This window comes from Amycolatopsis sp. NBC_01480, from assembly GCF_036227205.1.
Classification (GTDB): domain Bacteria; phylum Actinomycetota; class Actinomycetes; order Mycobacteriales; family Pseudonocardiaceae; genus Amycolatopsis.
This window is the reverse complement of sequence record NZ_CP109442.1, coordinates 3,248,878-3,275,034: the sequence shown is the minus strand read 5'-3', so window position 1 is coordinate 3,275,034 and position 26,157 is coordinate 3,248,878. Positions and strand designations below refer to the sequence as shown.

The window sequence follows — 26,157 nt, the reverse complement described above, 5'->3', positions numbered from 1 at the left end:
ACCGGGTTACTCCCGTTCCGACAGGGTGACCTCGAGGCCGCCCGCGAGGTCCGCCGACACGTTGTAGATGAAGGCGCTCACGGTGGCCAGCGCGGACACCAGCACGATGTTGATCGCGCCGAGGATGGCCGCGATGCCGAACACGCGGCCCGCGCTGATCAGCGGTTCCGACGAAGCGTTCGCGCCCTCGCCGCCGACCAGGGACGAGTACGTGCCGTTCAGCTTGTCCCACACGCCCATGCCGTCGAGGACCGTGTAGAGCACGCCGACGGCGACCAGCCACACGAAGAACATCGCGACGCCGAGCACCAGGGCCAGCTTCAGCACCGACCACGGGTCGAAGCGCTTGATCTGCAGGCTCGCGCGCCGGGGGCCGCGGCCCGGGCGGCGCAGGGCGCTGGGGGTGGGGCGGGTGCGCCCGGCCGACGGGATGTCCTCCGCCGGCTCGGGCTGCACCGGACCCGAAGCGCCGCCGAACAGGCGGGGCGCCGCCGTGCCGGTCACCACGGGGTATTCGCTCTCGCTCACGCGCGGTCCGTCCTGCTCATGATCCGAGTAGACCACACCCTCGGTGGCGATTCCGGTCGAGACCGTGGCCTCGGAGTCACCGCCGCCGTCCTTGGCGGTCCGCTGCCATGGAGGGGTTGCCGACGCGCCGTCGGCCTTCTCGGATGGTGTCACGAAGAGTCAGTCCTTACCCGTGCGTGGGGCGCCGCTCACTGCTCCGGCGCCGTGCCGTCTTCTGCCTCGGTCTCCTCGGGCGCGGTGGCCACCTCGCCGTCGATGACGTCGGGGGTTTCCACTTCCGCGGATTCCTCGCCATCACTGGCGACGTCCGAACCCTCGTCGGCGTTGCGTGCGACCGCGAGAAGAGTGGTTCCGTCGCCCAGATTCATCAGGCGCACTCCCTTGGTCTGCCGACCGGCCTTGCGAACGTCGCGCGCCGGGGTGCGGATGACCCCACCGCTCGAGGTGATGGCGAACAGCTCGTCGTCGAAGTCGACGATGAGTGCCCCCACCAGCCTGCCACGTTTGCGGTCGTGCTGAATGGTGAGCACACCCTTGCCGCCGCGGCCCTGCACCGGGTAGTCCTCGATCGGCGTGCGCTTGGCGTACCCGCCGTCGGTCGCGACGAGCAGGAACTTGTCCGGCTTGACGACGCTGATGCCGAGCAGCTCGTCACCGTCGTTGAAGCGCATGCCGAGCACACCGGACGTCGCCCGGCCCATCGGCCGCAGCGCCTCGTCGGTGGCGTGGAAGCGGATCGACTGGCCCTCGGCCGAGACCAGCAGCAGGTCGTCCTCCGCCGCCGCCAGCACCGCGCCCATCAGCTCGTCGCCCTCGCGCAGGTTGACGGCGATGAGGCCGCCGGCGCGGTTGGAGTCGAAGTCGGTGAGCTTGGTCTTCTTCACCAGTCCGCGCTTCGTGGCGAGCACCAGGTACGGCGCCACCTCGTAGTTCGGGATCTCGATGACCTGGGCGATCTGCTCGTCCGGCTGGAACGCCATGAGGTTGGCCACGTGCTGGCCGCGCGCGTTCCGGTTCGCCTCGGGCAGGTCGTACGCCTTGGTGCGGTAGACCCGGCCCTTGTTGGTGAAGAACAGGATCCAGTCGTGCGTCGAGCAGACGAAGAAGTGCTGGACGATGTCGTCCTGCTTCAGCGTGGCGCCCTGCACGCCCTTGCCGCCGCGCTTCTGCGAGCGGTAGAGGTCGGTCTTGGTGCGCTTGGCGTAGCCGGTGCGGGTGATGGTGACCACCACGTCCTCGACCGCGATCAGGTCCTCGACCGAAACCTCGCCGTCGAACGGGATGATCTTCGTGCGCCGGTCGTCGCCGTACTTGTCGACGATCTCCATCAGCTCGTCGCGGATGATCGAGCGCTGGCGCTCCGGCTTCTCCAGGATGTCCTTGAGGTCCGCGATCTCCAGCTCGATCTCGGCCAGCTGGTCGATGATGCGCTGGCGCTCGAGGGCGGCCAGGCGGCGCAGCTGCATGTCGAGGATCGCGGTGGCCTGGATCTCGTCGACGTCCAGCAGCTCCATCAGGGCCGGCCGGGCCTCGTCGGCCGAGGGCGAGCGCCGGATCAGGGCGATCACCTCGTCGAGCAGGTCCAGCGCCTTGACCAGGCCGCGCAGGATGTGGGCCCGTTCCTCGGCCTTGCGCAGGCGGAACCGGGTCCGCCGGACGATGACCTCGACCTGGTGCTTCACGTAGTGCCGGATCATCTGGTCCAGCCGCAGCGTGCGCGGCACGCCGTCGACCAGCGCCAGCATGTTCACGCCGAAGTTCTGCTGCAGCTGGGTGTGCTTGAACAGGTTGTTCAGCACCACCTTCGCCACCGCGTCGCGCTTGAGCGTGACCACGATCCGCATGCCGGACCGGCTGTTGGACTCGTCCGCGATGTCGGCGATGCCGGTGAGCTTGCCGTCGCGCACCAGGTGCGCGATGTTCTCGACGAGGTTGTCCGGGTTCACCTGGTACGGCAGCTCGGACACGACGAGCGTGGTGCGGCCCTTCGCGTCCTCCTCGACCTCGACCACGGCGCGCATGCGCACGGAGCCGCGGCCGGTGCGGTAGGCGTCCTCGATGCCGGAGGTGCCCAGGATCATCGCCTTGGTCGGGAAGTCCGGGCCCTTGATCCGCACCAGCAGCGCGGCCAGCAGCTCGTCGTCGGTCGACTCGTAGTTCTCCAGCGCCCACACGACGCCGGACGCGACCTCGCGCAGGTTGTGCGGCGGGATGTTGGTCGCCATCCCGACCGCGATCCCGGAACCGCCGTTGACCAGCAGGTTCGGGAACCGCGCCGGCAGCACGTCCGGCTCCTGCGTGCGGCCGTCGTAGTTGTCGGAGAAGTCGACGGTGTCCTCTTCGATGTCCGCCAGCATCTGCATCGCCAGCGGCGCGAGGCGCGACTCCGTGTACCGCATGGCGGCGGCGGGGTCGTTGCCCGGCGAACCGAAGTTGCCCTGCCCGTCGATCAGCGGGTAACGCATCGACCACGGCTGGGCCAGGCGAACCAGCGCGTCGTAGATCGCCGAGTCGCCGTGCGGGTGGTAGTTGCCCATGACGTCGCCGACCACGCGCGAGCACTTGTTGTACCCGCGGTCCGGGCGGAAGCCGGAGTCGAACATGGAGTAGAGCACCCGGCGGTGCACCGGCTTGAGGCCGTCTCGCACGTCCGGCAGGGCCCGCGACACGATCACGCTCATCGCGTAGTCGATGTAGGACCGCTGCATCTCGTGCTGGATGTCGACCGGCTCGATCCGGTCGTGGTCCGGCGCCGGCGGCAAGGTTTCCGTCATGGGTTCCTTCTCGGTGGAAAGTCCTGGGGTGGCAGATCAGGCGGACGGCTACACGTCCAGGAAGCGGACGTCCTTGGCGTTGCGGGTGATGAACGAGCGGCGGGCCTCGACGTCCTCGCCCATCAGCACGGAGAACAGCTCGTCGGCCTGGGCGGCGTCGTCGAGGGTGACCTGGCCCAGCAGCCGGTTGGCCGGATCCATCGTGGTCTCCCACAGCTCCTCGGCGTTCATTTCGCCGAGACCCTTGTACCGCTGGATCGCGTCGTCCTTCGGCAGCCGGCGGCCGGCCTCGACCCCGGCCTGGATGACGGCGTCGCGCTCCTTGTCGGAGTAGGCGTACTCCGGGTCCTGCCGCGGCCATTTGATCTTGTACAGCGGCGGCCGCGAAAGGAACACGTGGCCGTGCTCGATCAGCGGCGTCATGAAGCGGAACAGCAGGGTGAGCAGCAGCGTGGTGATGTGCTGGCCGTCGACGTCGGCGTCGGCCATCAGCACGATCTTGTGGTACCGCAGCTTCTCGAGGTCGAAGTCGTCGTGGATGCCGGTGCCCAGCGCGGTGATCAGCGACTGGACCTCGGTGTTCTTCAGGACGCGGTCGATGCGGGCCTTCTCGACGTTGATGATCTTGCCGCGGATCGGCAGGATCGCCTGGTACATCGAGTCGCGGCCCTCCTTGGCGGAGCCGCCGGCCGAGTCGCCCTCCACGATGTAGAGCTCGCACTCGCCCGGGTTGGTGGAGCGGCAGTCCTTCAGCTTGCCGGGCAGGCCGCCGATCTCCAGCGCGCCCTTGCGGCGGACCAGGTCACGGGCCTTGCGCGCGGCCATCCGCGCCTGAGCCGAGGAGATCGACTTGGTGATGATCGTCTTGGCCTCGGACGGGTTGCGCTCGAACCAGTCGGCGAGCCACTCGTTCGACTGCTGCTGCACGAACGTCTTGGCCTCGCTGTTGCCCAGCTTCGTCTTGGTCTGGCCCTCGAACTGCGGCTCGGCCAGCTTGATGGAGACGATGGCGGCGAGGCCCTCGCGGACGTCGTCACCGGTGAGGTTCGCGTCCTTCTCCTTGAGCAGCTTCTTCTCGCGCGCGTACGAGTTCACCACGCGCGTGAGCGCCGCGCGGAAACCCTCCTCGTGGGTGCCGCCCTCGATCGTGTTGATCGTGTTGGCGAACGTGTACACCGACGGCGTGAAGCCGTTGTTCCACTGCATCGCGACCTCGACCTCGAGGCCGGGACCCTTGGCGTCGAAGGAGATCACGCTCTCGTGGATCGGGTCCTTGCTGGCGTTGATGTGCCGGACGAAGTCCTCGAGCCCGCCGGGGTAGCAGTAGACCTTCTCCTTGACGCGGGCCTGCTTGCCCTGGGCGTCCTGCTCGGTCTCCTCGTCGGCGACGCGCTCGTCGCGCAGCGACAGGGTGAGGCCCTTGTTCAGGAACGCCATCTCCTGCAGCCGGCGCGAGATCGTCTCGAAGTTGTACGTGGTCGTCTCGAAGATGCCCGAGTCGGCCCAGAAGGTGATCGTGGTGCCGGTGTCCTCGGCGGGGCCGAGGTCCTCCAGCTCGCCGGCGATCTGGTTGGTGTAGAGCTGGCGCCAGCTGCGGCCGCCGACCTTGATCTCCGCGAGCAGCCTCGTCGACAGCGCGTTCACCACCGAGACGCCGACGCCGTGCAGGCCGCCGGACACCGCGTAGGAGTCGCTGTCGAACTTGCCGCCCGCGTGCAGGATGGTGAGCACGACCTCGAGGGTCGGCTTCTTCTCCTTGGGGTGCATGTCCACCGGGATGCCGCGGCCGTCGTCGACTACCCGCACCCCGCCGTCGGCCAGGAGGGTAACCTCGACCTTGGTGGCGTAACCCGCCATCGCCTCGTCCACGGAGTTGTCCACCACCTCCTGGACCAGGTGGTGGAGACCGCGTTCACCGGTGGAACCGATGTACATGCCAGGGCGTTTGCGGACCGCTTCGAGGCCTTCGAGCACGGTGATGGACGACGCGTTGTACTCGCTCTTGTTCTCGGTCACCGGCGTTGTTTCTCCTCGTCTCGCCCGAGCGGACGCTCGCTACCCGTCCAGTGTACTTGCCCGCGTACGCTGACATGCGGCAAGGACACCCCTCAGTGCGTCACAGAGGCGCGAAATTGCCCGAAGGCGAGTCATCTCGTATCCGGACCAGCTTGACGCGGTTCTCGGGGAACTCACCCGCCGACTCGCAACCCGGGTCAGCCGTACGTGTCACGCGGCCCGCGCCCCGGCACGTGGCGGGGCCCTTTCCGCCAGCTCGGGGCGGTCGGGCCCTGGATCCGCATGCGCTTGACGACACCGTGTCCGACGCCCGCGGCGATCTTCGCCAGCAGCTTCCCCTGCAGCAAACGCAGCTGCGTGGCCCACGCCGTGGAGCTCGCACGGACGGTCAGCTCGCCGTCCTTCAGCGCCACCGGCTCGGCGTGTTCCGCGACGTCCTCCCCGACCAGCCGGGCCCACTGGCCGAACACGCGCGCGTTCGTCATGGTGTCCTGCCAGCCGCTGTCGGAGATCAGCCGGGAGACGAGCCGGCCGAGCGGCTGCGGGTCGCGCGCGTCCGCGCCGGAGCCGGACCAGCGGCGACGGCGCGGGTTCTGGCCACCGCCGCCGGTGATCCGCCCGCGACGCAGGTTCGGCGGGGCGCCCCGTTCCTTGGCCTTCGCCTTGGCCGCCTCGAGCGCGGCGTGCGCGAGGTCCCGGCCGGAAGTCGGGCCGGTGGGCGGTTGCTCGGCAGGCTGGTCGGTGGGCTGGCGTTGGCTGGTGGGCTGGTCGGCCGCACCGCGGTTGGCCGCGGCCCGGCCGTAACTCGACCGGCCGTTGGAGGACTGGCCGCCGGCCCGTGACCGGGTGCCGGAGGACCGGCCGTTCCACTTCTGGCCGCGCTCGGCCTGACCCCGCTCGCCCTGGGCCGAACCACCGCGGGCGCGGCCGATCGAACGCGGCCACGCGGCGGCACCGGCCGCCGGGTCAGTGGACTGTTCCCCCGTCGCCGACGGCCCGCTCGCGAGCCCCCGCCCGTTCGGCCCAGCCTCGTTGTCACGCTGAGTGGCGGACGACGGCTCCTCACGTGGGTGATTGCCCGCGTGGGGGATGTCAAGGCCCCCATCCGGCCGGTTGGTCACGCGCGGCGATAACCCGTTCACGGGTTTATCCACACTGTCCACAGGTTTGTCCCCAGATTGGTGGGTAACTGCTGTGGCCGCGGTCACTCCGCGTCGCCAGTTTGATCTTGCCGACGGTTCTTCAGGCACGGGTGACCTCGCCATCAGCCACGAGGAACCGGCATCCGGCCAGTTCAGTGGGCACGTCCTCGTCGACCGCCGCGGTGATGAGCACCTGCTCGGCACCCGCCGCGACCTCCGCGAGCCGGGCCCGCCGCTTGCGGTCCAGCTCCGCGAACACATCATCCAGCAGAAGCACCGGTTCGCCGGCTTCGCCACGCAGGAGTTCGTAGCTCCCGAGCCGCAGCGCCAGCGCGAACGACCAGGACTCGCCGTGGCTCGCGTAGCCCTTCGCCGGCAGGTCGCCGAGGATCAGGTCCAGCTCGTCGCGGTGCGGCCCGACCAGGCTGATCCCGCGTTCCAGCTCGTTCTTCCGCACGTCGGACAGCGCCTTGAGCAGCAGCTCGCGCAGCACCTCCGCGTCGGCCCGCTCGCCGCCGGCGACGCCGTACGACGGCGGCAGCGCTTCGCCGAGCGAAGACTTGTACGCGATCTTCGCGGGCCGAGAGTCCGGCGCCACGCCCATGTACGCCTCGGCCGCGTACGGCCCGAGGTCGGCGATCAGGTTCAGCCGCGCCGCGAGCAGCGCCGCTCCGGCCACCGAGAGGTGGTCGTCCCAGACGTCGAGCGTCGACAGCGCGTACGGGTCCTCGCGACCGGTCCGGCGTTTGCCAGCGGTCTTGAGCAGGGCGTTGCGCTGCTTCAGCACCTTCTCGTAGTCGGCGCGGACGCCGGCGTACCGCGGCGCGCGAAGCACCAGCAGCTCGTCCATGAACCGCCGCCGCTCGCTCGGGTCGCCGCGCACGAGCGCCAGGTCCTCCGGGGAGAACAGCACCGTGCGCAGGATCCCGAGCACGTCACGCGGCCTGCCGACGGCACCGCGATTCACGCGCGCGCGGTTGGCCCGGCCCGCCGTGATCTCGAGCTCGACCGTCAGCTCGCGGTCTTCGTTGACCACGGCCACCCGGACGAGCGCGCGCTCACAGCCGTGCCGGATCAGCGGCGCGTCCGTCGCGACCCGGTGCGAGCCCAGGGTCGCGACGTAGCCGATCGCCTCGAGCAGGTTCGTCTTCCCCCGGCCGTTCTGGCCGACGAGCACAACCGGCCCCGGTTCGAGGGCGAGGTCGGCCTGCGGCCAGGACCGGAAGTCGGTGACCTGGAGATGTCGCAGATACACGGGCGGGGACCGGGGCGGGAGCTAGCTCCCGGCCTTCTTCACGGCGTGGCCGCCGAACTGGTTGCGCAGCGCGGCCACCGCGCGCATGGCCGCGGAGTCCTTCTGCCGCGAGGAGAACCGGGCGAACAGCGCGGCCGAGAGCACCGGCGCCGGCACCGCGTGGTTCACGGCCTCCTCCAGCGTCCACCGGCCCTCGCCGGAGTCCTCGACGTAACCCTCGAGGTCGTCCAGGTCCGGGTCCTCGTCCAGCGCGCGGACCAGCAGGTCGAGCAGCCAGGAGCGGACCACGGTGCCGCGCTGCCAGCCCTTGATCACGGCCGGCACGTCCTCGACGACGTTCGAGGCCTCGAGCAGCTCGAAGCCCTCGGCGTAGGCCTGCATGATGCCGTACTCGATGCCGTTGTGGATCATCTTCGCGTAGTGGCCGGCGCCGACGGAGCCGGCGTGCGAGAAGCCTTCCTCGCGCGGGCCCTCCGGGCGCAGGGCGTCGAAGATCGGCATCGCGCGGGTGACCTCGGTCGCCGCGCCGCCGACCATCAGGCCGTACCCGTTGTCCTTGCCCCAGACGCCGCCGGAGACGCCGCAGTCGAGGTAGCCGATGTTCTTGGCCGCCAGCAGGTCGGCGTTCAGCTTGTCGTCGGTGAACTTCGAGTTGCCACCGTCGATCACCATGTCGCCCTCGGCCAGCAGCGAGCCGAGCTCGACAATGGTCTGCCGGGTCGGGTCGCCCGCGGGGACCATGATCCAGACGATCCGCGGTCCGTCCAGTTTGGACACCAGATCGGCGAGTGAGTCGGAGTCGCTGACGTCCGGGTTGCGGTCGTAGCCGACCACTTCGTGCCCGGCGGCACGCAGCCGCTCGCGCATGTTGAAGCCCATCTTGCCCAGGCCGACGAGACCGAGCTGAACCATGAGATCCCCTTAGCTAGTAACGAAAATCCGCGGTGTGAACGACGCGTCAGCCGGGCAGCCGGACCGGCATCAGCAGGTACAGGTAACCGGGGACGACGTTGCCCTCGGCGTCGGCGGGCTTGATCAGCGCCGGCCGGTTCGGGGTGGTGAAGGTCAGCTCGGCGCGGTCGGTGTGCAGCGCACCGAGGCCGTCGACGAGGTAACCCGGGTTGAAGGCGATCGTCACCGGCTCGCCCTCGTAGTCGACCTGCAGCTCCTCTTCGGCGCTGCCCTCGTCGTCGCCGCCGGCGGAAAGCCGCAGCGAGCCGTCGGCGAATTCGAGGCGCACCTGCGTGCCGCGCTCGGCGACCAGCGACACGCGCTTGATCGACTCGGCGAGCGCGGAGACGTCGATGACGGCGCGGGAGGTGTGGCTGGCCGGCAGCAGCTGCCGGTACGGCGGGAACTCCGCGTCGAGCAGGCGGGTGGTGGTGTACCGGCCGTTGCCGGACAGGCCGAGCAGGCCCTCGCCACTGGCCAGCGCGAGCTTGACCGTGCTGCCGGCGCCACCGAGCGTCTTCGCGGCTTCGGCCAGCGTGCGCGCCGGGACGAGCACCGCGGCGTCGGCCAGGCCCTCGGTGGGCTTCCAGGTGAACTCGCGCATGGCCAGCCGGAAGCGGTCGGTGGCCACCAGCGTCAGCGTGCTGCCGGAGATCTCCAGCCGCATGCCGGTCAGCATCGGGAGCGTGTCGTCCTTGCCCGCCGCAGTGACGACCTGCGTCACGGCCTGGCCGAAGACGTCGCCGGTCAGCTCTCCGGCGAACGCGGGCTGGGCCGGCAGCTGCGGGTAGTCCTCGACCGGCATGGTCGGCAGGCTGAACCGGGCGCTGCCACAGGTGATCGTCGCGCGGGCGCCGTCGACGGAGATCTCCACCGGCTGCGCGGGCAGCGCCTTGGTGATGTCGGCCAGCAGCCGGCCGGACACCAGCAGGCGACCGCCGTCGGCGATCGTCGCCGGGACGCCCACGGTGGCGGACACCTCGTAGTCGAAGCCGGACACCGTGAGCGCGTCGCTTTCGCCGTCCGCGCCTGCGTCGAGCAGCACACCGCCCAGTACCGGCACCGGAGGCCGGGACGGGAGGCTTCTGGCCACCCAGGCGACGGCGTCGGCGAGCCCGTCGCGCTCGACGCGGATCTTCATGCGCGCATCCTTTCGACAGCCGAGCCCCTCGGCTCGTGAAGGGTCGACGGGTTACCGGCCCATGAGTACCGCGCGACCGGGTCCCCACCGTGCTGGCCCGGATCCCGGACCGGGGTCGGCTCGGGGTTCGGACCAGGTGCAGACATCCACGTTAGGCCGTCGCCGGGGTCGCCGTCACCTCGGCCTCCCCTTGAGTTTGTCGACAAGACGACAGCGTTTGCCGGTTGTCCCCAACTTCGTCCATCGCCTGTTTTTGTTCTGTTCTCTTCTAAAAAAGATCTAAGGGCAGTAACAGTAATAGGGGCTGTGGGTTGTGTGGATAGAGCTCGTTCGCGCAGGTCGGAGCGGGCGCGGGGGTGTGGAGAGCCCTGGTGGCGGATCCGTGGACAGCTCGGGCCACCCGTGGATGGTTTCGGGCCATGGCCGATCTGTCCACAATCGGGCCCAGTTGTCCCCATGGTTATCCCCAGTTGTGAGCCCAGTTGTACCCAGGCTCTGTGGGTCTCGGCGGGCCTCCGGTTCGCCCTGGTGAGTGACGGGCGGCGCATGTGGATCAGATGTGGGCAACCTGTGGAATCAGCGTGGACAACCCTGTGGACACTCTGTGGATTCCGTGTGGGCGGGGTGTGGGTGGTTTCAGCGTCGTCGCAGGCTGAGAACTTGTTGGGGCTGTGGGTAAACTGCACACAGGGTGGGGAAAAGCCCTTGTGTATCAATGAGTTTGAGGACTCCTGCGTACGCGGGCGCACGTGGCCGAAGGCACAGCGTCTCGCTTCGCTGCTTCGGGTCGCTTCGTCCACGTGGGACCCGGGTACGCGGCGAAGCGTTGCGTGGTAAGGGAAAGCGCTTCGCGACGCGATTGGACAGTGCTCCGGGCCGGGCCGGGCCGGGCTGCGGGCGGGCCGAGCTGGGGCCGGGGCGAAACGACAAAGCCGCGCGCCGGTGTCACCTGCCCCTGTGGGCAGTGACGCCTCGCGCGCGGCTCAGCGGGTATTCGGAAAAGCGGCTACTGGCGGGCGCGCTGCTTGATGCGCGACGTCAGCTCCTGCACCTGGTCGTAGATGCGCCGACGTTCGGCCATCTCCTTGCGGATCTTCTTGTCCGCGTGCATCACGGTGGTGTGGTCGCGGCCGCCGAAGGTCTGGCCGATCTTCGGCAGCGACATGTCGGTCAGCTCGCGGCAGAGGTACATCGCGATCTGGCGGGCCGTCGCGAGGGCCTTCGTCTTGCCCGGGCCGCAGAGGTCGTCGAGCGTGACGTCGAAGAACTCGGACGTGACGCCCATGATCGTCGGCGCCGTGATCTCCGGGGCGTGGGAGTCGGGGATCAGGTCGCGCAGCACGATCTCGGCCAGGCTGACGTCGACCGCCTGCTGGTTCAGCGAAGCGAACGCCGTGACGCGGATCAGCGCGCCCTCCAGCTCGCGGATGTTCGCCTCGACCCGTGACGCGATGAACTCCAGCACCTCGCCCGGCACCGCGAGCCGGTCCTGCGCGGCCTTCTTGCGCAGGATGGCGATGCGGGTCTCGAGCTCCGGCGGCTGGATGTCGGTGATCAGGCCCCACTCGAACCGCGTCCGCAGCCGGTCTTCCAGCGTCTCGAGCCGCTTGGGCGGCCGGTCGGAGGAGACGACGATCTGCTTGTTCGCGTTGTGCAGCGTGTTGAAGGTGTGGAAGAACTCCTCCTGGGTGCCTTCCTTGCCCTCCAGGAACTGGATGTCGTCCACGAGCAGGATGTCGATGTCGCGGTAGCGGCGCTGGAAGGCGACCTTGCGGTCGTCTCGCAGTGAGTTGATGAAGTCGTTCGTGAACTCTTCAGTCGACACGTACCGCACGCGCATGCCCGGGAACAGCCGTTGCGCGTAGTGCCCGACGGCGTGCAGCAGGTGCGTCTTGCCGAGCCCGGACTCGCCCCAGATGAACAGCGGGTTGTACGCGCGGGCCGGCGCTTCGGCGACGGCGAACGCGGCCGCGTGCGCGAAGCGGTTCGAGGCGCCGATGACAAAGGTGTCGAAGGTGTACTTCTCGTTCAGCTTCGTCTTCGAGGTCTGCGGCTGCGCGGGCGCGGTGTACGGCTGCCCGGCGGTCGGCTGCCCGGAGAAGGACGGCCAGATCTCGTGCACGGCGGCGAGCGCGTCGCCCTCTTCGTCGACTTCTTCTTCCGTGTCGTCGGAGTCCTCGGCGGACATCTGCTGCTGGCCGACGGGCATCTGCTGCGGCGGCGCGGGCCGCGCGGGACCGCCCGCGGGCATCAGGCTGTTGCCGTCGAAGGCCGGGCGCGACGGTTCGGCCAGCTGCCCGGCGCGGTTGTCGTGCCGTCCGTTCTCGAGGTGGCCGTTGCCGTTTTCGGGCCGCCCGTTTTCCACCCGCGCGGGTGACGGCGCGTACCGGGGCGCGGGCGCCGGCGCGACGGCCTCGGTGCTGTCGACCTTCACCGCGAGCGAGACGGTGCGCCCGAGCCGGCGGGACAACGCGTCGGTGATCGCGCCGCGCAGGCCGCGCTCGATCGCTTCCTTCGCGAAATCGCTGGGGGCGGCCAGCAGCGCGGTGCCGTCGAGCAGGCCGATCGGCCGGGTCACGCGCATCCAGGCGCGCTGCTGCGGCGACAGGGTGCCGTTGGACAGCTCCCGCACCACCTGCTCCCAGATGACACCTAGATTGTGCTGGTGCTCGGACACCTGTCTGGCTCCCCTCCCCTCGGCGGCGTGGACGGCGAAGTCACCCCCAACACGCCCGGTACTCTCCCTCGGACGTCATCTTGGACCGACCTGCGCGCGGGCACAGCGAATATCCACATAGTTGTCCACAGCTGTGCACTAATGTACGGCGGCCCGCAGCCACGCCACGTGCGGGTTCGACGTTCGCCCCGGGTGCCTCCACACCCTGGCAGTGATCCCGCCGCCACCTCGTCCGGTGACCCGAGAGAGGCACGCTAACAAGCCCTGCTCATTGCCACAAGGCGTCGTCGCGCGCAAGCATTTCACGCTGTACGGCGTGTTGCCATTCGGTGCCGCGGCGTGCCGGGGCCCGCCGGTCCGGGCCTGGTCGCGGTGCGTGGTGGAGGGGTGCCTTCACGGCTCCCGACCGGGGTGCGTACCCTCGTAAGGTCTCCCGTAAGCGACGGGCGCGTTTCGCGTGCCCACGTATGTCGTCGCTCGTCGTGACGAGGCCACACGTTGGTAGGAGACACCAGAGACTGCCGTGCGACCGCACGACATGCCGGTAGACGGCCGAAAAGCCGTCGCCCGACGGCCGACACACAGGAGAAGCAGTGAGCAAGGGTAAGCGCACCTTCCAGCCGAACAACCGACGACGCGCCCGGGTCCACGGTTTCCGCCTCCGCATGCGGACTCGTGCGGGCCGGGCCATCCTGGCGGCTCGCCGTCGCAAGGGCCGCGGCGCGCTGTCCGCCTGATCCGGCTCGTCGAGGCGCGCCGTGCTGCCCGTTGCCGCACGTCTGCGGCGGAGTGAGGACTTCAGGGTCGTCCTTCGCCGGGGGTCCCGGGCAGGCAGGCGTCATCTCGTCGTCCACGCGTTGACCACGGACCCGTCCGAGGCCGCACCCGATGCGGCCAGGGCGGGTTTTGTGGTGAGCAAGGCCGTCGGGAACTCGGTGGTCCGCCACCGCGTCTCCCGGCGGCTGCGGCATCTCGTTTCCGCGCGGCTCGGAACCCTGCCAGCCGGCAGCTCGTTGGTGGTAAGGGCATTACCTCCGGCGGCGTCCGCTTCCAGTGCGGAGCTCGGCGCCGACCTCGACGCGGCGTTGCGACGGCTCGGTCTCGCGCCGCACCGCCGTCCGGCCGGGGACGGTGCTCCCCGGCAGCCGCGTCAGCAGGACACGGCCCCCGACCACGGATCAGCGGTGTAACGCCTTATGCAAGCCAGCCCCCAGCACAGCACCGGCGAGGCTCCCGAGGAACAGGCCCCGGCGGCCCTCCGCCCCGGCCCGGTCGCCTGGGTGCTGCTCCTCCCCGTCAAGTTCTATCGCAAGGCGATCTCCCCCTTCTTGCCGCCGGCTTGCCGCTTCTACCCGAGCTGCAGCGCGTACGCAGTCGAAGCCCTGACCCGGCACGGTGCCGGCCGCGGCTCCTACCTCGCGCTGCGCCGGCTGCTCCGCTGCGGCCCGTGGACGCCACCCGGCCGCGACCCGGTCCCCGAGAAGTTCTCGTGGCGACACCGCATGCCTGAAACACCGATCGAGGAGTAGCTCAGTGCTCGATTTCATCTACTACCCCGTGTCCTTCATCTTGTGGTGTTGGCACAAGGTCTTCGGCTTCGCGTTCGGCGACGCCTCGGCCATCTCCTGGATCCTCGGCATCATCTTCCTGACGTTCACCGTCCGCGGCATCATGTTCAAGCCGTTCGTGAACCAGGTCCGGTCGATGAAGAAGATGCAGGACTTCGCGCCGGAGATGAAGAAGGTCCAGAAGAAGTACGCGAACGACCGGCAGCGCCAGGCGCAGGAGATGCAGAAGCTCCAGCGCGAGCACGGCGTCAACCCGCTCGGCAGCTGCCTTCCGATGCTCCTGCAGATCCCGGTGTTCATCGGCCTGAACCACGTGCTCCGCGCGTTCACCATCCTGCCCGCCGGCGGCGGCGCCAAGACGGAGAACTACTTCTTCAAGCAGGCGGACGTCCACTCGTACGTCAGCGCGAAGCTGTTCGGGGTCAACCTCGGCGAGGCCGTGAACAACGGCGTCGGCATGGTGAGCGGCGGCGCCGGCGGCAGCGGCTGGCACTGGAACGTGCTGCCGGTCGCCCTGCCGCTGATGATCATCGCGTCGATCGCCACGCACCTCACCGCGCGACACTCGGTGGCCCGGCAGAACGCCGCGTCGGCCACCTCGCAGACCGCGATCATGAACAAGCTGACCATGTACGTCTTCCCGCTCGGTGTGCTCGTGTTCGGTGCGCTGTTCCCGCTCGGCCTGCTCTTCTACTGGCTGGCGAACAACGGCTGGACCCTGATGCAGCAGCGCCTCGTCTACACGAAGATCGACAAGGAAGAGAAGGCTCGCAAGGAGGAGGCCGCGGAGAAGCGCGCGTCGCTCGGCCCGAAGCCGGGCCAGAAGCCGACGGCGCCGAAGGTCGGGCAGAAGCCGGTCCAGCAGAAGAAGAACCAGTCGTCCGGCAGCGGGCAGCAGGGCAAGGTGACCAAGGCGGGCTCTGCCCACGGTTTCGCGCAGACGGCCTCGCCCTCCAGCGGTGTCGAGAGCAAGCCGTCCGCCACGGCGGAGAACAAGACCACCCCGTCCGAGCCGGCGAAGCAGCCGGCCCAGAACGGATCGAAGGAGAACGGCACCGGGGTGCCTGGGCTCCTCAAGGACTCGAACAGGAAGTCGGGCCGGAAGCGTCGCTGACGCCGATCCGGTTCGGAGAGGAGACGAATGATGTCGGAGACGGTCGACACGATCGAAGCCGATCAGGAAGACGCGGAGGTGGCCGAGACCGCCGCCGCTCCCGCGGAGAAGCAGGGAGGTGCCGACGACACCCTCGTGCAAGAGGGCGACATCGCCGGCGACTACCTGGAGCGCCTGCTGGACCTGCTCGACTACGACGGCGACATCGACCTCGACGTTGAGGCCGGGCGCGCGATCGTGAGCATCGACGGCGGTGAGGACCTGGAGAAGCTGGTCGGTCCGCGCGGCACCGTGCTCGAGTCGCTGCAGGAGCTGACCCGCCTCGCCGTCCAGCAGGAGACCGGCTCGCGCAGCCGGCTCATGCTGGACATCGCGGGCTGGCGCGCGGACCGTCGCGAGGAGCTCCGCGAGCTCGGCCGCTCCACGGCCGAGTCGGTGCTCTCGAGCGGCGAGCGCGTGCGGTTGCAGCCCATGAGCCCGTTCGAGCGCAAGGTGGTGCACGACGCGGTCGCGACCGTGGACGGCGTCACGAGCGAGAGCGAGGGTGAAGACCCGAAGCGTCGTGTGGTGATCTTCCCGGAGGGCTGACGCCTTCCTGCTTCACTGAGCACTGAGCCGAAGCGGCCCGCTGGACATCCGTCCGGCGGGCCGCTTTGTTTTGTACCCGGGGCCGGAACGTCGATCCGTCGGCCCGGCTGTGATGTCCAGGCTGGGTGCGCCCGAGTGCCCGGTGCCCGGGTGCCCGATGTTGCGGTGCCCGCTGTCGCGGTCGATGCGGAGGACCGGTTGTTCCCTGGCTATCCCACCCGGCCGGAGAGGCGCGACCAGAACTGAGGCATGCGCCCGGCTCCCGGCGAGATCCTCCAGTTCTCTGAGGACCCGACCATCACTCGTTTCGCTCCCCACGTCGCCGCGACGGCTCGTCAGCTGGATGCGTTCGTCTGGGCCGTTGATGGCGAGCAAGCGCCGGGCTACTGGTTCCCCGCGCCTGCCCGCGCGCGATGGCGTGGGCGACCCCGTCGACTACACCCGAGGACCGCGCTCGCATCCTCGGCCCGAGTGGCGCGACCCGGATGCACGCGATCGAGTACGCCTGGCTCGACCGGATGCGCACGGTCGACCTGTTCGCCTACCGCCTGCCCGCCGACGCGTTCACACTGACGAGCCTGTGGCCGCTCTGGGACGCGACCACTGCCTGCTCGCTCGGCTTCAGCGGGATCCGTCTCCGCAATGCCGTCCCCCGGGCGTAGCTGCCCGCCCGGTTCGCGGCGTCGGCGTCGCCGAGTGAATTACATGCGTGGCGTTTCACGTGAAACGCGCGCCGTTCACGCTCACTGGCGCCCGCCGCGTTTCACGTGAAACCGGCGCCTGGTTGCCCACAGGGCTGAGCACCTGAGTGGAGTTGTCCACAGTTGCGGTCTGTCGGCTCGATTTGGGCCCGGCATCGGGGACAATCAAACGAGCGCGTTTCACGTGAAACGCGCGGATCGAGGAGTGGGTGTAGTGAGCTTGGACGGCGCCACCGGGACGGTGCGGACTGCGGCGGCGGCAGTGTTCGGAGATCGCGTCGACCAAGCCGCCGGCTACGTCGAGCTGCTGGCGACCCATGGGGTCGAGCGCGGACTGATCGGACCGCGTGAGGTCGAGCGACTGTGGGATCGGCACGTGCTGAACTCGGCCGTCATCGGCGAGCAGATCCCCCAGGGCGCCCGCGTGGTCGACGTCGGATCGGGTGCCGGGCTTCCGGGCGTGCCGCTGGCGATCGCCCGACCGGACCTCGCTATCGTTCTCCTTGAACCGATGGCCCGCCGGGTTGACTGGCTGGCCGAGGTCGCCGAGAAGCTGGAACTCCCGATCACCATCGTCCGTGGACGGGCGGAGGAGCGGTCAGTGCACGAACAGCTGGGTGGCGCCGACATTGTCACCGCTCGCGCTGTTGCTCCTCTCGCTCGCCTTGCGGGCTGGTGTCTTCCGCTGGTTCGCCCCGAGGGCCGTCTGGTCGCGCTCAAGGGCGCCAGTGCGGGAGAGGAGATCGAACGGGACCGCGACGCCGTGCGTAGGGCGGGCGGTGCCGATCCGGAACTCGCTGAGTGCGGCAAAGCAGTACTCGAGGTCCCCAGCACGGTCGTGATGATCCGCCGTCTGCCATCGAAGCCGTCCCGGCCACGAGGCAGGCGGAGCTAGCGCACGAGAATCAGCCGCGGCGTTCCACGTGAAACAACGCGGATTCGAACGCCATCGAATCGTCTACACAGAGGAGGTGTCGAGACCGGTGAATCCCCCACCGTCCGACCCTGCGAGCACCGGCCACGAGTTGGGCTGGACGCCGATCGCCGAAGAAGCCGTCCGAGCTGCCAGCGTCCTGCACCCGAAGGAAGGCGCTCTCCCCCGACCCACCCGGCGACGCGTGCTGACGGTCGCCAATCAGAAGGGCGGCGTCGGCAAGACCACGAGCACGGTCAACCTCGCCGCCGCGCTCGCCGTGCACGGACTCAAGACGTTGGTGATCGACCTCGACCCCCAGGGCAACGCCAGCACGGCGCTCGACATCGAGCACCGTTCCGGCACGCCGTCGATCTACGAGGTGCTCATCGGCGAGGTGTCGCTCGCGGAGGCGGCGGCCACCAGCGAGCAGTCGCCCAACCTCTTCTGCGTCCCCGCGACCATCGACCTCGCCGGCGCGGAGATCGAGCTCGTCTCCATGGCGAGCCGCGAGACGCGGCTGAAGGAGGCGCTCTCGAGCGAGGTGCTCGACCAGATCGGCGTCGACTACGTGTTCATCGACTGCCCGCCGTCGCTCGGTCTCCTCACCGTCAACGCGATGGTCGCCGCGCAGGAGGTGCTCATCCCGATCCAGTGCGAGTACTACGCGCTGGAAGGTCTGGGGCAGCTGCTGAGCAACATCGAGCTCGTGCAGCAGCACCTCAACCGCGAGCTCCAGGTCTCCACGATCCTGCTCACCATGTACGACGGCCGCACCAAGCTGGCCGACCAGGTGACCAACGAGGTCCGGAACCACTTCGGCGACACTGTGCTGAAGACCGTCATCCCCCGCAGCGTGAAGGTGTCGGAGGCGCCCGGGTACGGCCAGACCGTGCTCTCCTACGACCCCGGTTCACGCGGCGCGATGAGCTACCTCGACGCGGCGAAGGAGATCGCGGAACGTGGTGCGAGCGAAGGAAGGAGCAATAGCGCATGACTGAGCGCAGAGGAGGGCTGGGGCGCGGGCTCGCGGCCCTGATCCCGACCGGGCCGGCCACCACGGCCGGCCCGGCGCCTTCCGGCAGGGAAGACGGCGTCCCGGCCGAGAAGGCGGGGCGCGAGGACAAGGGCTGGTTCCCGGCGAACGAAGCGGTGACGCCCGTCGGCGGCGAGGTCGCCGGTGCGGTGTACCGCGAGATCCCCGTGGGCTCGGTCAGGCCGAACCCGAAGCAGCCCCGTCAGGTCTTCGACGAAGAAGCGCTCAGCGAACTCGAGCACTCCATCCGCGAGTTCGGGCTCATGCAGCCGATCGTCGTGCGCGAGCTCGGGGAGAACGAGTACGAGCTCGTCATGGGCGAGCGGCGCCTGCGCGCGTCGCAGCAGGCCGAGCTGGAGGCGATCCCGGCGATCGTCAGGCAGACCGCCGACGAGTCCATGCTGCGCGACGCGTTGCTGGAGAACATCCACCGCGTCCAGCTGAACCCGCTCGAGGAGGCGGCCGCGTACCAGCAGCTGCTCGACGAGTTCGCGGTGACCCACGAGGAGCTGGCCGGCCGCATCGGCCGGAGCCGTCCCGTCATCACCAACACGATCCGGCTCCTCAAGCTGCCGCTGCCCGTCCAGCGTCGCGTCGCCGCGGGCGTGCTGTCGGCCGGGCACGCGCGGGCACTGCTGTCTCTCGAGGATCCCGAAAGCCAGGAAGAGCTGGCCGCGCGGATCATCGCGGAGGGCATGTCGGTCCGCGCGACCGAGGAAGCCGTCACGCTGAAGAAGAGCGAGAAGCCGGCCAAGCCCAAGCCCGCTCCCCGCAAGCCGATCCAGGCGCCGGGGTTGCAGGAACTCGCCAACCGGCTGTCCGACCGGTTCGACACCCGCGTGAAAGTCGACCTCGGCCGGCGCAAGGGGCGCATCGTGCTCGAGTTCGGCTCGGTGGACGACCTCGAACGCATCGTTGCGCTGATCGATGCGGAAGCGGGCGAAAAAACGGCGAATCGGACAGAGGAAACCGACTAGGGATCACCCAGGGTCGTTTCGTCACGGTGATGATTGCGCACCGGGACACCCGACGGCACCCTGGGTGATCATCGAGATCCGGTCGGCCCGCCGCCGTTTTCGGGGCGGGCGGAGTCAGCTGGCGCGGGTGACGGCGCGGGTGATGAGTTCGGCGAACACCGAGCCGAGCGATTTCCCCGCGGCCTCCACGGCCATCGGCACGGTCGAGGTCTCGGTGAGCCCGGGCGACAGGTTCACTTCGAGGAACTGCACCGTGCCGTCGGACATGACGACGGCGTCGGTGCGCGAGATGTCCCGGAGGCCGAGCCACTGGTGCGCGGCGACCGCGAGTTCGCTGACCGCCTTCGACGCCTCGTCGGAGATCCGCGCCGGCGTGAAGAAATCCGTCAGCCCCGCCGTGTAGCGCGCGGTGTAGTCGTAGACGCCGCTCTCCGGCACGATCTCGACCGCGGGCAGGGCCTCGGCCCCGTTCTCCCCCTCGATGACCGTCACGGCCACCTCGACGCCGTCCACCAACCGTTCGGCGAGCACGGTGTCGCCGTACGCGAAGCAGCCGACCATCGCCGCGGGCAGTTCCGCCGCCTCGCGGACCACCTGGGTGCCGAGTGCCGACCCGCCCTGGTCCGGCTTGAGGATCAGGGGCAGGCCGAGCCGGTCCACCATCGCATCGAGCACCGACTGGGCCCCGAGTTCGCGGAAAGTGCTGTGCGGCAGGACGATCCAGTCCGGCGTCGAGAAACCGGCCTGCTGCACGAACGCCTTGGCGGTGGGCTTGTCCCACGCGCGGCGGCAGCCCTGGGAGCTGGTGCCGACGAACGGCACGTCCAGCATCTCCAGCACGGTCTGCACCGAGCCGTTCTCCCCCTCGCCGCCGTGCAGCGCGACGACCACGGCGTCGGGCCGCTGCGTCCGCAGCCGCTCCAGCAGCCCGGCGTCGGTGTCCCACTCCTCGACCGTCAGTCCCTCGCTGCGCAGCGCGGCCGAAAGCCGACGGCCGGAGCGAAGGGAGACGTCGCGTTCGTGGGAAAGCCCGCCGGCGAGCACGGCAACGGTACGGTCGACCACCGTGGGAACTCCTTAGCTGTGGGGTGGACCAGCGGTCGGTCAGACCGTGTCCGGAGACGGGGTTTCTGACCCCGGGATGGTGCGGGCCCTCACGCTACCGAAAGTGCGGCCGAGGTCCATTTCGGACTCCAGCACGGCGGCGAGTCGCCGCACGCCCTCGCGGATGCGCTCCGGCGTCGGGTAGCAGTAGGACAGTCGCATCTGGCGCGAGCCGAAGCCGTCCGCGTAGAAGCCGGTGCCCGACGCGTACGCCACGCGCGCGGTGACCGCGCGGGGCAACATTGCTTTGGTGTCAACGCCTTCCGGGACGGTGACCCACACGTAGAAGCCGCCGTCGGGGTTCGTCCAGGAGCAGCCGGGCGGCAGGTACTGGTGCAGCGCGGACAGCATCGCGTCGCGCCGATCGCGGTAGTTCTCCCGGAACTTCTTGATCTGGCCCTTCCAATCGTGCGTCGCGAGGTAGCGCGAGACGATCATCTGGTTGAACGTCGGCGGGCACAGCGTCGCGGATTCCGCTGCCAGCACGAGCTTTTCGCGCACCGCGTGCGGCGCGAGCACCCAGCCGACGCGCAGGCCGGAGGCGAACGTCTTCGAGAACGAGCCGAGGTAAACAACGTTGTCGGGGTCGATCGAGCGCAGCGCCGGGTAGGTCTGGCCGTCGAAGCCGAGCAGGCCGTACGGGTTGTCCTCGACGATCAGCACGCCGTACTCGCGGCAGATTTCGACGATCTCCGCGCGCCGCTCCACCGCGAGCGTGACGCCGGCGGGATTGTGGAAATTCGGGATGGTGTAAAGGAATTTGACGCGCTGGCCGGCCTTCTCGGCCTGCTTCAGCGCCTCTCTCAGGCCCTCGGGCACGAGCCCCTGGTCGTCCATCGCGACGTGCACGACCTTCGCCTGGTAGGCGGAGAACGAGCCGAGCGCGCCGACGTACGACGGGCCTTCCGCGATCACGATGTCACCCGGATCGCAGAACAGGCGCGTCACCATGTCCAGGCCCATCTGGGAGCCGACCGTGACGACGACGTCGTCCGGGTGCGCCTTGATGCCCTCGAGCGCCATCACTTCGCAGATCTGATCCCGCAGCGCCGGCACGCCGTGCGCGGAACCGTACTGGAGCGCGACGAGCCCCTCTTCGGCGATGATCTCGCCGACCTGCGCCGACAGCGTGTCCAGCGGAAGCGCCGCGAGGTTCGGCATCCCGCCGGCCAGGGAGACCACCTCGGGACGGCTGGCCACCGCGAAGAGCGCTCGGATCTCCGAAGCGGTCATCCCGGCGGTGCGCGCGGCGTACCGGTCGAGGTGCGGGTCGAGGTTGTGGCGGCCGGCTTGCGGCTTGACGGGGCGGTTCTCGGTCATCGACGGCAACCTGGAGGGCTCGGTGGTACCTGCTGGTAGATCCATCGAGTGTAACCGCGGCCTCTTCGCGGTCCCCGCCCTTCCGGCGCTCGTCACATCGGCTTATCCTCGGGGAGGCTCTTCCGGTACTGCCTGCGCTCGCGCGGGCGAAGAGGCCGGTGGTGAGTTGTCGGGTGAGGCTTTCAGGAGGTTTCAGGTGTCGCGTCGCGTCGTGGGCGTCACCCTGGACAACTTGGAGCACCTGCCCAAGAGCTGCCGCCGGTGCGTGTACTGGGAGCTGGCGCCGCATCTGAAGGCGCAGGCCGAGGAGTTCGGCTCCACGGAGGTCGAGAAGGAGGCCTGGGTCTCCAGCGTGCTGCTGGAGTGGGGCTCCTGCGGCCGCATCGTCTACAGCGACACTCTGCCGGTCGGGTTCGTGCTGTACGCGCCGCCGAACGCCGTCCCGCGCTCGCTGGCCTTCCCCACGTCGCCGCCGAGCGCCGACGCCGTGCTGCTCACGGCGTTCCAGGTGCTCCCCGAATTCCGCGGCGGCGGCCTCGGCCGGATGCTGGTCCAGGCGGTCGCGAAGGACCTGACCAAGCGCGGCGTCCGCGCCATCGAGGCCTTCGGCGACGCGAACCCGGACGAAGGCGACCCGATGGGGCAGCACACGTGCGTGCTGCCGGCGGCGTTCCTGCAGAGCGTGGGCTTCAAGACGGTCCGCCCCCACTCGAAGTGGCCGCGGCTGCGCCTCGAGCTGCGCTCGGCGATCAGCTGGAAGGAAGATGTCGAAGCGGCGCTGGAGCGGCTGCTCGGCCAGGTGACGATCACCACCGCCGAGCCGAGCCTCGGGCGCGCTTGAGCCTCAGCCTTCGAGCAGCTGCTTGAGCCGGGTGAGGCTGTCCCGCCAGTACTGCTTGGTCTTGTCGGCCGTCTCCTGATCGGGGAGGCGCTCGTGCGCGAGCGCAACCTGAGCCCGTGTCCCTTTATCGACAAATCCGAAGTTGACCCTGGTGGTGCCGTGGGCCCAATCGAACCGGGCTGAACGGTGCGGTTGTGCGGTCCGCTCGGTGAGCAGCCCGTCCGGCAGCCAACGCTCGCGTTGCCCGGGATCAGTGACGGCGCGGAACAGCTCCTCCACGGACGCGTCGATCGTCTTGCTCGCGCTCACGGTGTAGAGCCCGTTGCGCCCACTGCCGGCCGTCCGCAGCCCTTGCGCCCGCTCGTACTCGACGGTCACTGTCTGCGCCCACCAGCTCCCGACACCGCGCTCGGCCATGAGCCATTTCACGATCTCGCCGTGGCTCCGCTCGAGGGCGCCCCAGGCGTCGAGTTCCTGCCCCCACTCGTCCCAGCTCAGCCCGGCCGCCTTCCGCACGGCTTCGCCCGAGGTCAGCTTCGTCTCACCCATCACGCTTCCTCCCGTCTCCCGCACACCAAGGACGTCGACACCCCTCCCCCATTTCGACACCCGCCGCTCCACCTTCCCCGACCAGCACCTCTAGCACCTCCACCCCACGCCGGAAAGATCCGATTCCGGACGCTGTGCACAACTGTGGAAGAAGCGCCGAGTTATCCACAGATTGCAGATAGAGGCCGTGGAAAACCTGTGGATGACTAGGCTGGACCTGGGGACGCCCCCCCGAGGAGGGCGGGGGCTGCCCCAAGGTGTGGTGGGTCCGGCGGGGAGTGATCGCAACGGGTTGTGGCGGCGCTGGGGGGCGGCGGAAGCGGGTTGGGGACTCCGGTTTTTGTGTGGTGGGTGTGACTGGTGGGGCTTGGGTGAGTGGATTGCTGAGTGGTGGGGCGCGGCCGTGGATGTTGGTGAGGGGCTAGGGGGCCGGGCGGCGGGGTACTGGCGGGGCGTTGTGGACGGCTGGGGATGGTGGGCGGGCGGGTCGGGCAGTGGCGGATCGAGGGGTGAGAGGCCGCTGGGGTGGCGACGCTGGGTGACCAGCAAAGGCCGACGGTTCGCGACGCTGGGTGACTGGTGATGGTTGGTGGCTCGCGGTGGCTGGTGACTTGGTGAGGCCAGCGGCTGGTGCTGGTTGGTGACTGGTGATGTCGGGCGAGTGGCGGTATGGGGCGAGTGGCGGTGTGAGGTGAGTGGCGGTGTGAGGTGAGTGTGGTGCGGGTGGTGGGGAGTGGAGCTGGGGTGGCAGCGGGAGTTGGGGAACTGCGCGATGGGCAGCTCGGGGTGGCGAGAAGTTCGGGAGTGCGCGGGACGTTCACGGGGCTGATGGAGCGCGACGGGAGATTCCCGGGTGCCACGGAAGAACTGGGTGGCACGGAAGAACTTGAGCGAGCCGGAGCGGATCGCACGTTGGAGCGGATCGTGCGGTGGAGTGGGCGCGCGGCTAGGTGGGGTCGCACGGCGAAGCGATTGTGTGGCGAGGTGGTCGGCACAGCGGAACGGTTGCGGGGCGGAGTGGTCGCCTCAGCCAACCGACCGGGAGCCAATCGCGCAGAAGACAGCCGGGCCCGAGCCAGGCCAGAGCAAATCAGCTGAGTGGAAACCAGGCCAACCCGGCACAAGTCAGCCTAGCGGAAGCCGAGCCAGCGCAAGACAACCCAGCGCAACCCAGCCGAGCAGCGGCAGGTTCCTACTCGGCCTTCGCGAGTTCGTGGGCCAGGACGTCGGCGAAGGTGAAGGTGCCCGTGGGCTGGTCGCCTTCGCCTAGGAGGTACAGGCGTTTCACCGCGATCAGGATGCCCTCGGCGACGATGTCGCGGAAGGCGGGGTCGCCCAGGTTGCGGGCGTCGTCCGGGTTGGTGAGGTAGCCGATTTCCACGCGGACGGCCGGGCAGCGGGTGCGGGTGAAGATCTCCCACGTCTTGTAGTGCGTGCGGCAGTCGCGCAGGCCGGTGCGGGCCGCGACCTCGCGCTGGATGAAGCCGGCCAGCAGTTCGCCCACCGTGGAGGTGGTGCCGTTGCCCGTGCCGAAGTGGAAGCTGGCCACGCCCTGGGCGCGGGGGGACGGGTTGCCGTCGCTGTGCAGGGACAGGAACAGGTCCGCGCCGGCGTCGTTGGCGAAGCGGGCGCGCTCGAAGTCCGTCGGGCTGTGGTTCGGGCCGCGGGAGATCAGGGCCTCCATGCCCGTCGCCTGCATGCGTCCTTCAAGCCTGCGCGCGAGGTCCCAGGCGATGTCCGCTTCACGCAGGCCGCCGGCGACCACGCCGAGGTCCTCGCCGCCGTGGCCGGGGTCGATCACGATGCGCTTGCCGCGCAGCCGCGGGCCGGCGCGGCGGACCTGCTCCTGCTCGCGCAGGAAGACCGGGCGGCCGCCGCGGGCGCGCGGGGACGAGAGGCGGTGCAGCTCGCGGATCGTGGCCGGGCCGCAGATTCCGTCGGCGTTCAGGCGCATGTCGCGCTGGAAGGTCTTCAGCGCGCGCTCCGTCTGCGGGCCGAAGTGCCCGTCCGGGCGGCCGGCGTCGAAGCCCAGCTCGGTGAGGCGCTCCTGCAGCGCGAACACGTCGTCACCCTGCACGGGCGAGGAGATCATGTGCGCCAGCGGACGGCTGCCCAAGTGGTAGCTGGCGCCCTTGAGCGCCTGGAACGTCGCGGGACCCACCACGCCGTCGGTGATCAGCCCACGTCGCTGCTGGAAGGCCCGCACCGCCTGTTCGACCGCCACGTCGAAGGTCTCGTACTGCTCGGTCTCGGTGACCGCAGGGAGCAGATCCATCCCGGCGAAGATCGCCCTGATCTCGGCGACGTCCGGACCGGTGTCACCGCGGCGGAGTACCCGCATGCACTCCTCGCTCTTCACTAGGGCACCGAAACCAGCTCGATGCGAAACAGAAACCTGTGTGGGTGGTAAGCCCAGGCACCTATTGTGCCCTGTGAACTCTCGGTGAGCGCGCAGGCCCAGTCTGTGCGGCAAGCCGCCGAACGTGGTCCACCTCCGGGGACACGCCGTGCACCTGCGTGATCATGGCCACGAGGAGCTTGCCCGAACGTGCGAGAACCCGGGCCCGCGGGTGAATCACCGCAGGCCCGGGTTCTCAGCTACTGGACAGCGCGCGCTGCGTCAGAGGACGTCCGAGAGGTCCGAAAGCAGCGCGGCCTTCGGCTTGGCGCCGACGATCTGCTTCACCGGTTTGCCGCCCTGGAACAGGATCAGCGTCGGGATCGACATCACCTGGTAGTCACGCGCCGTGTTCGGGTTCTCGTCGATGTCGAGCTTCGCGACGGTGATCTTCTCGCCGTTCTCGGCCGCGATCTCCTCGAGCACCGGGGCGACCATCTTGCACGGGCCGCACCAGGTGGCCCAGAAGTCGACCAGCACGGGCTTGTCGCTGGTCAGCACGTCGTCGACGAACGACTTGTCCGTCACCTTCACGGTGTTGGTCATCGGGTTTCTCCTTCGAGT

22 protein-coding genes and 1 pseudogene are annotated in these 26,157 nt (G+C 69.3%); 10 read left to right on the top strand and 13 right to left on the bottom strand.

The window, feature by feature from the left end; genetic code table 11:
• Positions 1-6: 6 nt before the first annotated feature.
• The 8 genes from OG371_RS15490 to dnaA all read right to left on the bottom strand — a co-directional run bounded on the left by OG371_RS15490 (position 7) and on the right by dnaA (position 12,484).
• Positions 7-681 carry a DUF3566 domain-containing protein gene (locus OG371_RS15490; RefSeq protein WP_329069791.1) on the bottom strand — a complete coding sequence of 225 codons (675 nt, stop codon included), beginning with the start codon at positions 679-681 and terminating at the stop codon, positions 7-9.
• Positions 682-716: 35 nt separating this feature from the next.
• Positions 717-3,302, bottom strand: a complete 2,586-nt coding sequence (gyrA, locus tag OG371_RS15485; protein ID WP_329069788.1) for a DNA gyrase subunit A — start codon at positions 3,300-3,302, stop codon at positions 717-719.
• Between the two features lie 48 nt (positions 3,303-3,350).
• A complete protein-coding gene (gyrB, locus tag OG371_RS15480; RefSeq protein ID WP_329069786.1) occupies positions 3,351-5,318 on the bottom strand; it encodes a DNA topoisomerase (ATP-hydrolyzing) subunit B in 1,968 nt (655 codons plus the stop codon).
• Positions 5,319-5,515: 197 nt separating this feature from the next.
• Positions 5,516-5,947: a DciA family protein gene (locus tag OG371_RS15475; protein ID WP_329073091.1), complete on the bottom strand. Its 432-nt coding sequence runs from the start codon at positions 5,945-5,947 to the stop codon at positions 5,516-5,518.
• 613 nt (positions 5,948-6,560) lie between these two features.
• Positions 6,561-7,715: a DNA replication/repair protein RecF gene (recF, locus tag OG371_RS15470; protein WP_329069784.1), complete on the bottom strand. Its 1,155-nt coding sequence runs from the start codon at positions 7,713-7,715 to the stop codon at positions 6,561-6,563.
• 21 nt (positions 7,716-7,736) lie between these two features.
• Positions 7,737-8,627 carry a phosphogluconate dehydrogenase (NAD(+)-dependent, decarboxylating) gene (gene gnd / locus OG371_RS15465; RefSeq protein ID WP_329069782.1) on the bottom strand — a complete coding sequence of 297 codons (891 nt, stop codon included), beginning with the start codon at positions 8,625-8,627 and terminating at the stop codon, positions 7,737-7,739.
• Between the two features lie 46 nt (positions 8,628-8,673).
• A complete protein-coding gene (dnaN, locus tag OG371_RS15460; protein ID WP_091624464.1) occupies positions 8,674-9,807 on the bottom strand; it encodes a DNA polymerase III subunit beta in 1,134 nt (377 codons plus the stop codon).
• Positions 9,808-10,813: 1,006 nt separating this feature from the next.
• Positions 10,814-12,484: a chromosomal replication initiator protein DnaA gene (gene dnaA / locus OG371_RS15455; RefSeq protein ID WP_329069779.1), complete on the bottom strand. Its 1,671-nt coding sequence runs from the start codon at positions 12,482-12,484 to the stop codon at positions 10,814-10,816.
• 593 nt (positions 12,485-13,077) lie between these two features.
• On the opposite strand from dnaA, the gene rpmH reads away from it, so the two are divergent.
• The 9 genes and pseudogenes from rpmH (at position 13,078) to OG371_RS15405 (ending at position 19,381) form a co-directional block, all read left to right on the top strand.
• Complete coding sequence (gene rpmH, locus OG371_RS15450; RefSeq protein ID WP_005154511.1) at positions 13,078-13,221, top strand: 50S ribosomal protein L34; 144 nt, start codon at positions 13,078-13,080, stop codon at positions 13,219-13,221.
• Positions 13,222-13,242: 21 nt separating this feature from the next.
• The gene (gene rnpA, locus OG371_RS15445) at positions 13,243-13,674 is read left to right on the top strand and encodes a ribonuclease P protein component (protein WP_329069777.1); all 432 of its coding nucleotides are present in this window, start codon (positions 13,243-13,245) and stop codon (positions 13,672-13,674) included.
• Positions 13,675-13,680: 6 nt separating this feature from the next.
• Positions 13,681-14,013, top strand: a complete 333-nt coding sequence (yidD, locus tag OG371_RS15440) for a membrane protein insertion efficiency factor YidD (protein WP_329069775.1) — start codon at positions 13,681-13,683, stop codon at positions 14,011-14,013.
• A 4-nt stretch (positions 14,014-14,017) separates the two neighbouring features.
• Positions 14,018-15,166, top strand: coding sequence for a membrane protein insertase YidC (yidC, locus tag OG371_RS15435; RefSeq protein ID WP_329069773.1), 1,149 nt, complete (start codon positions 14,018-14,020; stop codon positions 15,164-15,166).
• A gap of 30 nt (positions 15,167-15,196) precedes the next feature.
• On the top strand, positions 15,197-15,754 hold the full coding sequence (locus tag OG371_RS15430; protein WP_329073089.1) for a Jag family protein: 558 nt from the start codon (positions 15,197-15,199) through the stop codon (positions 15,752-15,754).
• A gap of 249 nt (positions 15,755-16,003) precedes the next feature.
• A pseudogene (locus OG371_RS47410) lies at positions 16,004-16,416 on the top strand (DUF6886 family protein).
• Between the two features lie 253 nt (positions 16,417-16,669).
• Positions 16,670-17,350 (top strand): 16S rRNA (guanine(527)-N(7))-methyltransferase RsmG, encoded by a 681-nt coding sequence (rsmG, locus tag OG371_RS15415; RefSeq protein ID WP_329069769.1) that lies wholly within the window; start codon positions 16,670-16,672, stop codon positions 17,348-17,350.
• Positions 17,351-17,438: 88 nt separating this feature from the next.
• Positions 17,439-18,365 carry a ParA family protein gene (locus OG371_RS15410; RefSeq protein ID WP_091624484.1) on the top strand — a complete coding sequence of 309 codons (927 nt, stop codon included), beginning with the start codon at positions 17,439-17,441 and terminating at the stop codon, positions 18,363-18,365.
• Entirely contained in the window at positions 18,362-19,381 is a 1,020-nt protein-coding gene (locus tag OG371_RS15405) for a ParB/RepB/Spo0J family partition protein (protein ID WP_329069767.1), read from the top strand. The genes OG371_RS15410 and OG371_RS15405 overlap by 4 nt, the downstream gene beginning before the upstream one ends.
• A 114-nt stretch (positions 19,382-19,495) precedes the next feature.
• On the opposite strand, the gene OG371_RS15400 is transcribed toward OG371_RS15405, so the two are convergent.
• On the bottom strand, positions 19,496-20,446 hold the full coding sequence (locus OG371_RS15400; protein ID WP_329069765.1) for a D-alanine--D-alanine ligase family protein: 951 nt from the start codon (positions 20,444-20,446) through the stop codon (positions 19,496-19,498).
• A gap of 39 nt (positions 20,447-20,485) precedes the next feature.
• A complete protein-coding gene (locus OG371_RS15395) occupies positions 20,486-21,805 on the bottom strand; it encodes an aminotransferase-like domain-containing protein (protein WP_329069763.1) in 1,320 nt (439 codons plus the stop codon).
• Between the two features lie 196 nt (positions 21,806-22,001).
• Between OG371_RS15395 and OG371_RS15390 the strand changes: the two genes are divergently transcribed.
• Positions 22,002-22,646 (top strand): GNAT family N-acetyltransferase, encoded by a 645-nt coding sequence (locus tag OG371_RS15390; RefSeq protein ID WP_329069761.1) that lies wholly within the window; start codon positions 22,002-22,004, stop codon positions 22,644-22,646.
• A 3-nt stretch (positions 22,647-22,649) separates the two neighbouring features.
• Here the strand turns inward: OG371_RS15390 and OG371_RS15385 are convergent, their stop codons facing one another.
• The 3 genes from OG371_RS15385 to trxA all read right to left on the bottom strand — a co-directional run bounded on the left by OG371_RS15385 (position 22,650) and on the right by trxA (position 26,139).
• The gene (locus tag OG371_RS15385) at positions 22,650-23,195 is read right to left on the bottom strand and encodes an SRPBCC domain-containing protein (RefSeq protein WP_329069759.1); all 546 of its coding nucleotides are present in this window, start codon (positions 23,193-23,195) and stop codon (positions 22,650-22,652) included.
• Positions 23,196-24,387: 1,192 nt separating this feature from the next.
• Positions 24,388-25,536, bottom strand: coding sequence for an N-acetylmuramoyl-L-alanine amidase (locus OG371_RS15380; protein WP_329069756.1), 1,149 nt, complete (start codon positions 25,534-25,536; stop codon positions 24,388-24,390).
• Positions 25,537-25,815: 279 nt separating this feature from the next.
• On the bottom strand, positions 25,816-26,139 hold the full coding sequence (gene trxA / locus OG371_RS15375; protein ID WP_091624505.1) for a thioredoxin: 324 nt from the start codon (positions 26,137-26,139) through the stop codon (positions 25,816-25,818).
• Between the last annotated feature and the right edge of the window lie 18 nt (positions 26,140-26,157).

Bases quoted from the DNA above. Each gene is read 5' to 3' on its own strand.
- OG371_RS15430 (WP_329073089.1), top strand. From the start codon at position 15,197: ATGTCGGAGACGGTCGACACGATCGAAGCCGATCAGGAAGACGCGGAG.
- OG371_RS15405 (WP_329069767.1), top strand. From the start codon at position 18,362: ATGACTGAGCGCAGAGGAGGGCTGGGGCGCGGGCTCGCGGCCCTGATC.
- dnaN (WP_091624464.1), bottom strand. From the start codon at position 9,807: ATGAAGATCCGCGTCGAGCGCGACGGGCTCGCCGACGCCGTCGCCTGG.
- yidD (WP_329069775.1), top strand. From the start codon at position 13,681: ATGCAAGCCAGCCCCCAGCACAGCACCGGCGAGGCTCCCGAGGAACAG.
- trxA (WP_091624505.1), bottom strand. From the start codon at position 26,139: ATGACCAACACCGTGAAGGTGACGGACAAGTCGTTCGTCGACGACGTG.
- gyrA (WP_329069788.1), bottom strand. From the start codon at position 3,302: ATGACGGAAACCTTGCCGCCGGCGCCGGACCACGACCGGATCGAGCCG.
- OG371_RS15395 (WP_329069763.1), bottom strand. From the start codon at position 21,805: ATGACCGAGAACCGCCCCGTCAAGCCGCAAGCCGGCCGCCACAACCTC.
- OG371_RS15385 (WP_329069759.1), bottom strand. From the start codon at position 23,195: ATGGGTGAGACGAAGCTGACCTCGGGCGAAGCCGTGCGGAAGGCGGCC.
- gnd (WP_329069782.1), bottom strand. From the start codon at position 8,627: ATGGTTCAGCTCGGTCTCGTCGGCCTGGGCAAGATGGGCTTCAACATG.
- OG371_RS15380 (WP_329069756.1), bottom strand. From the start codon at position 25,536: ATGCGGGTACTCCGCCGCGGTGACACCGGTCCGGACGTCGCCGAGATC.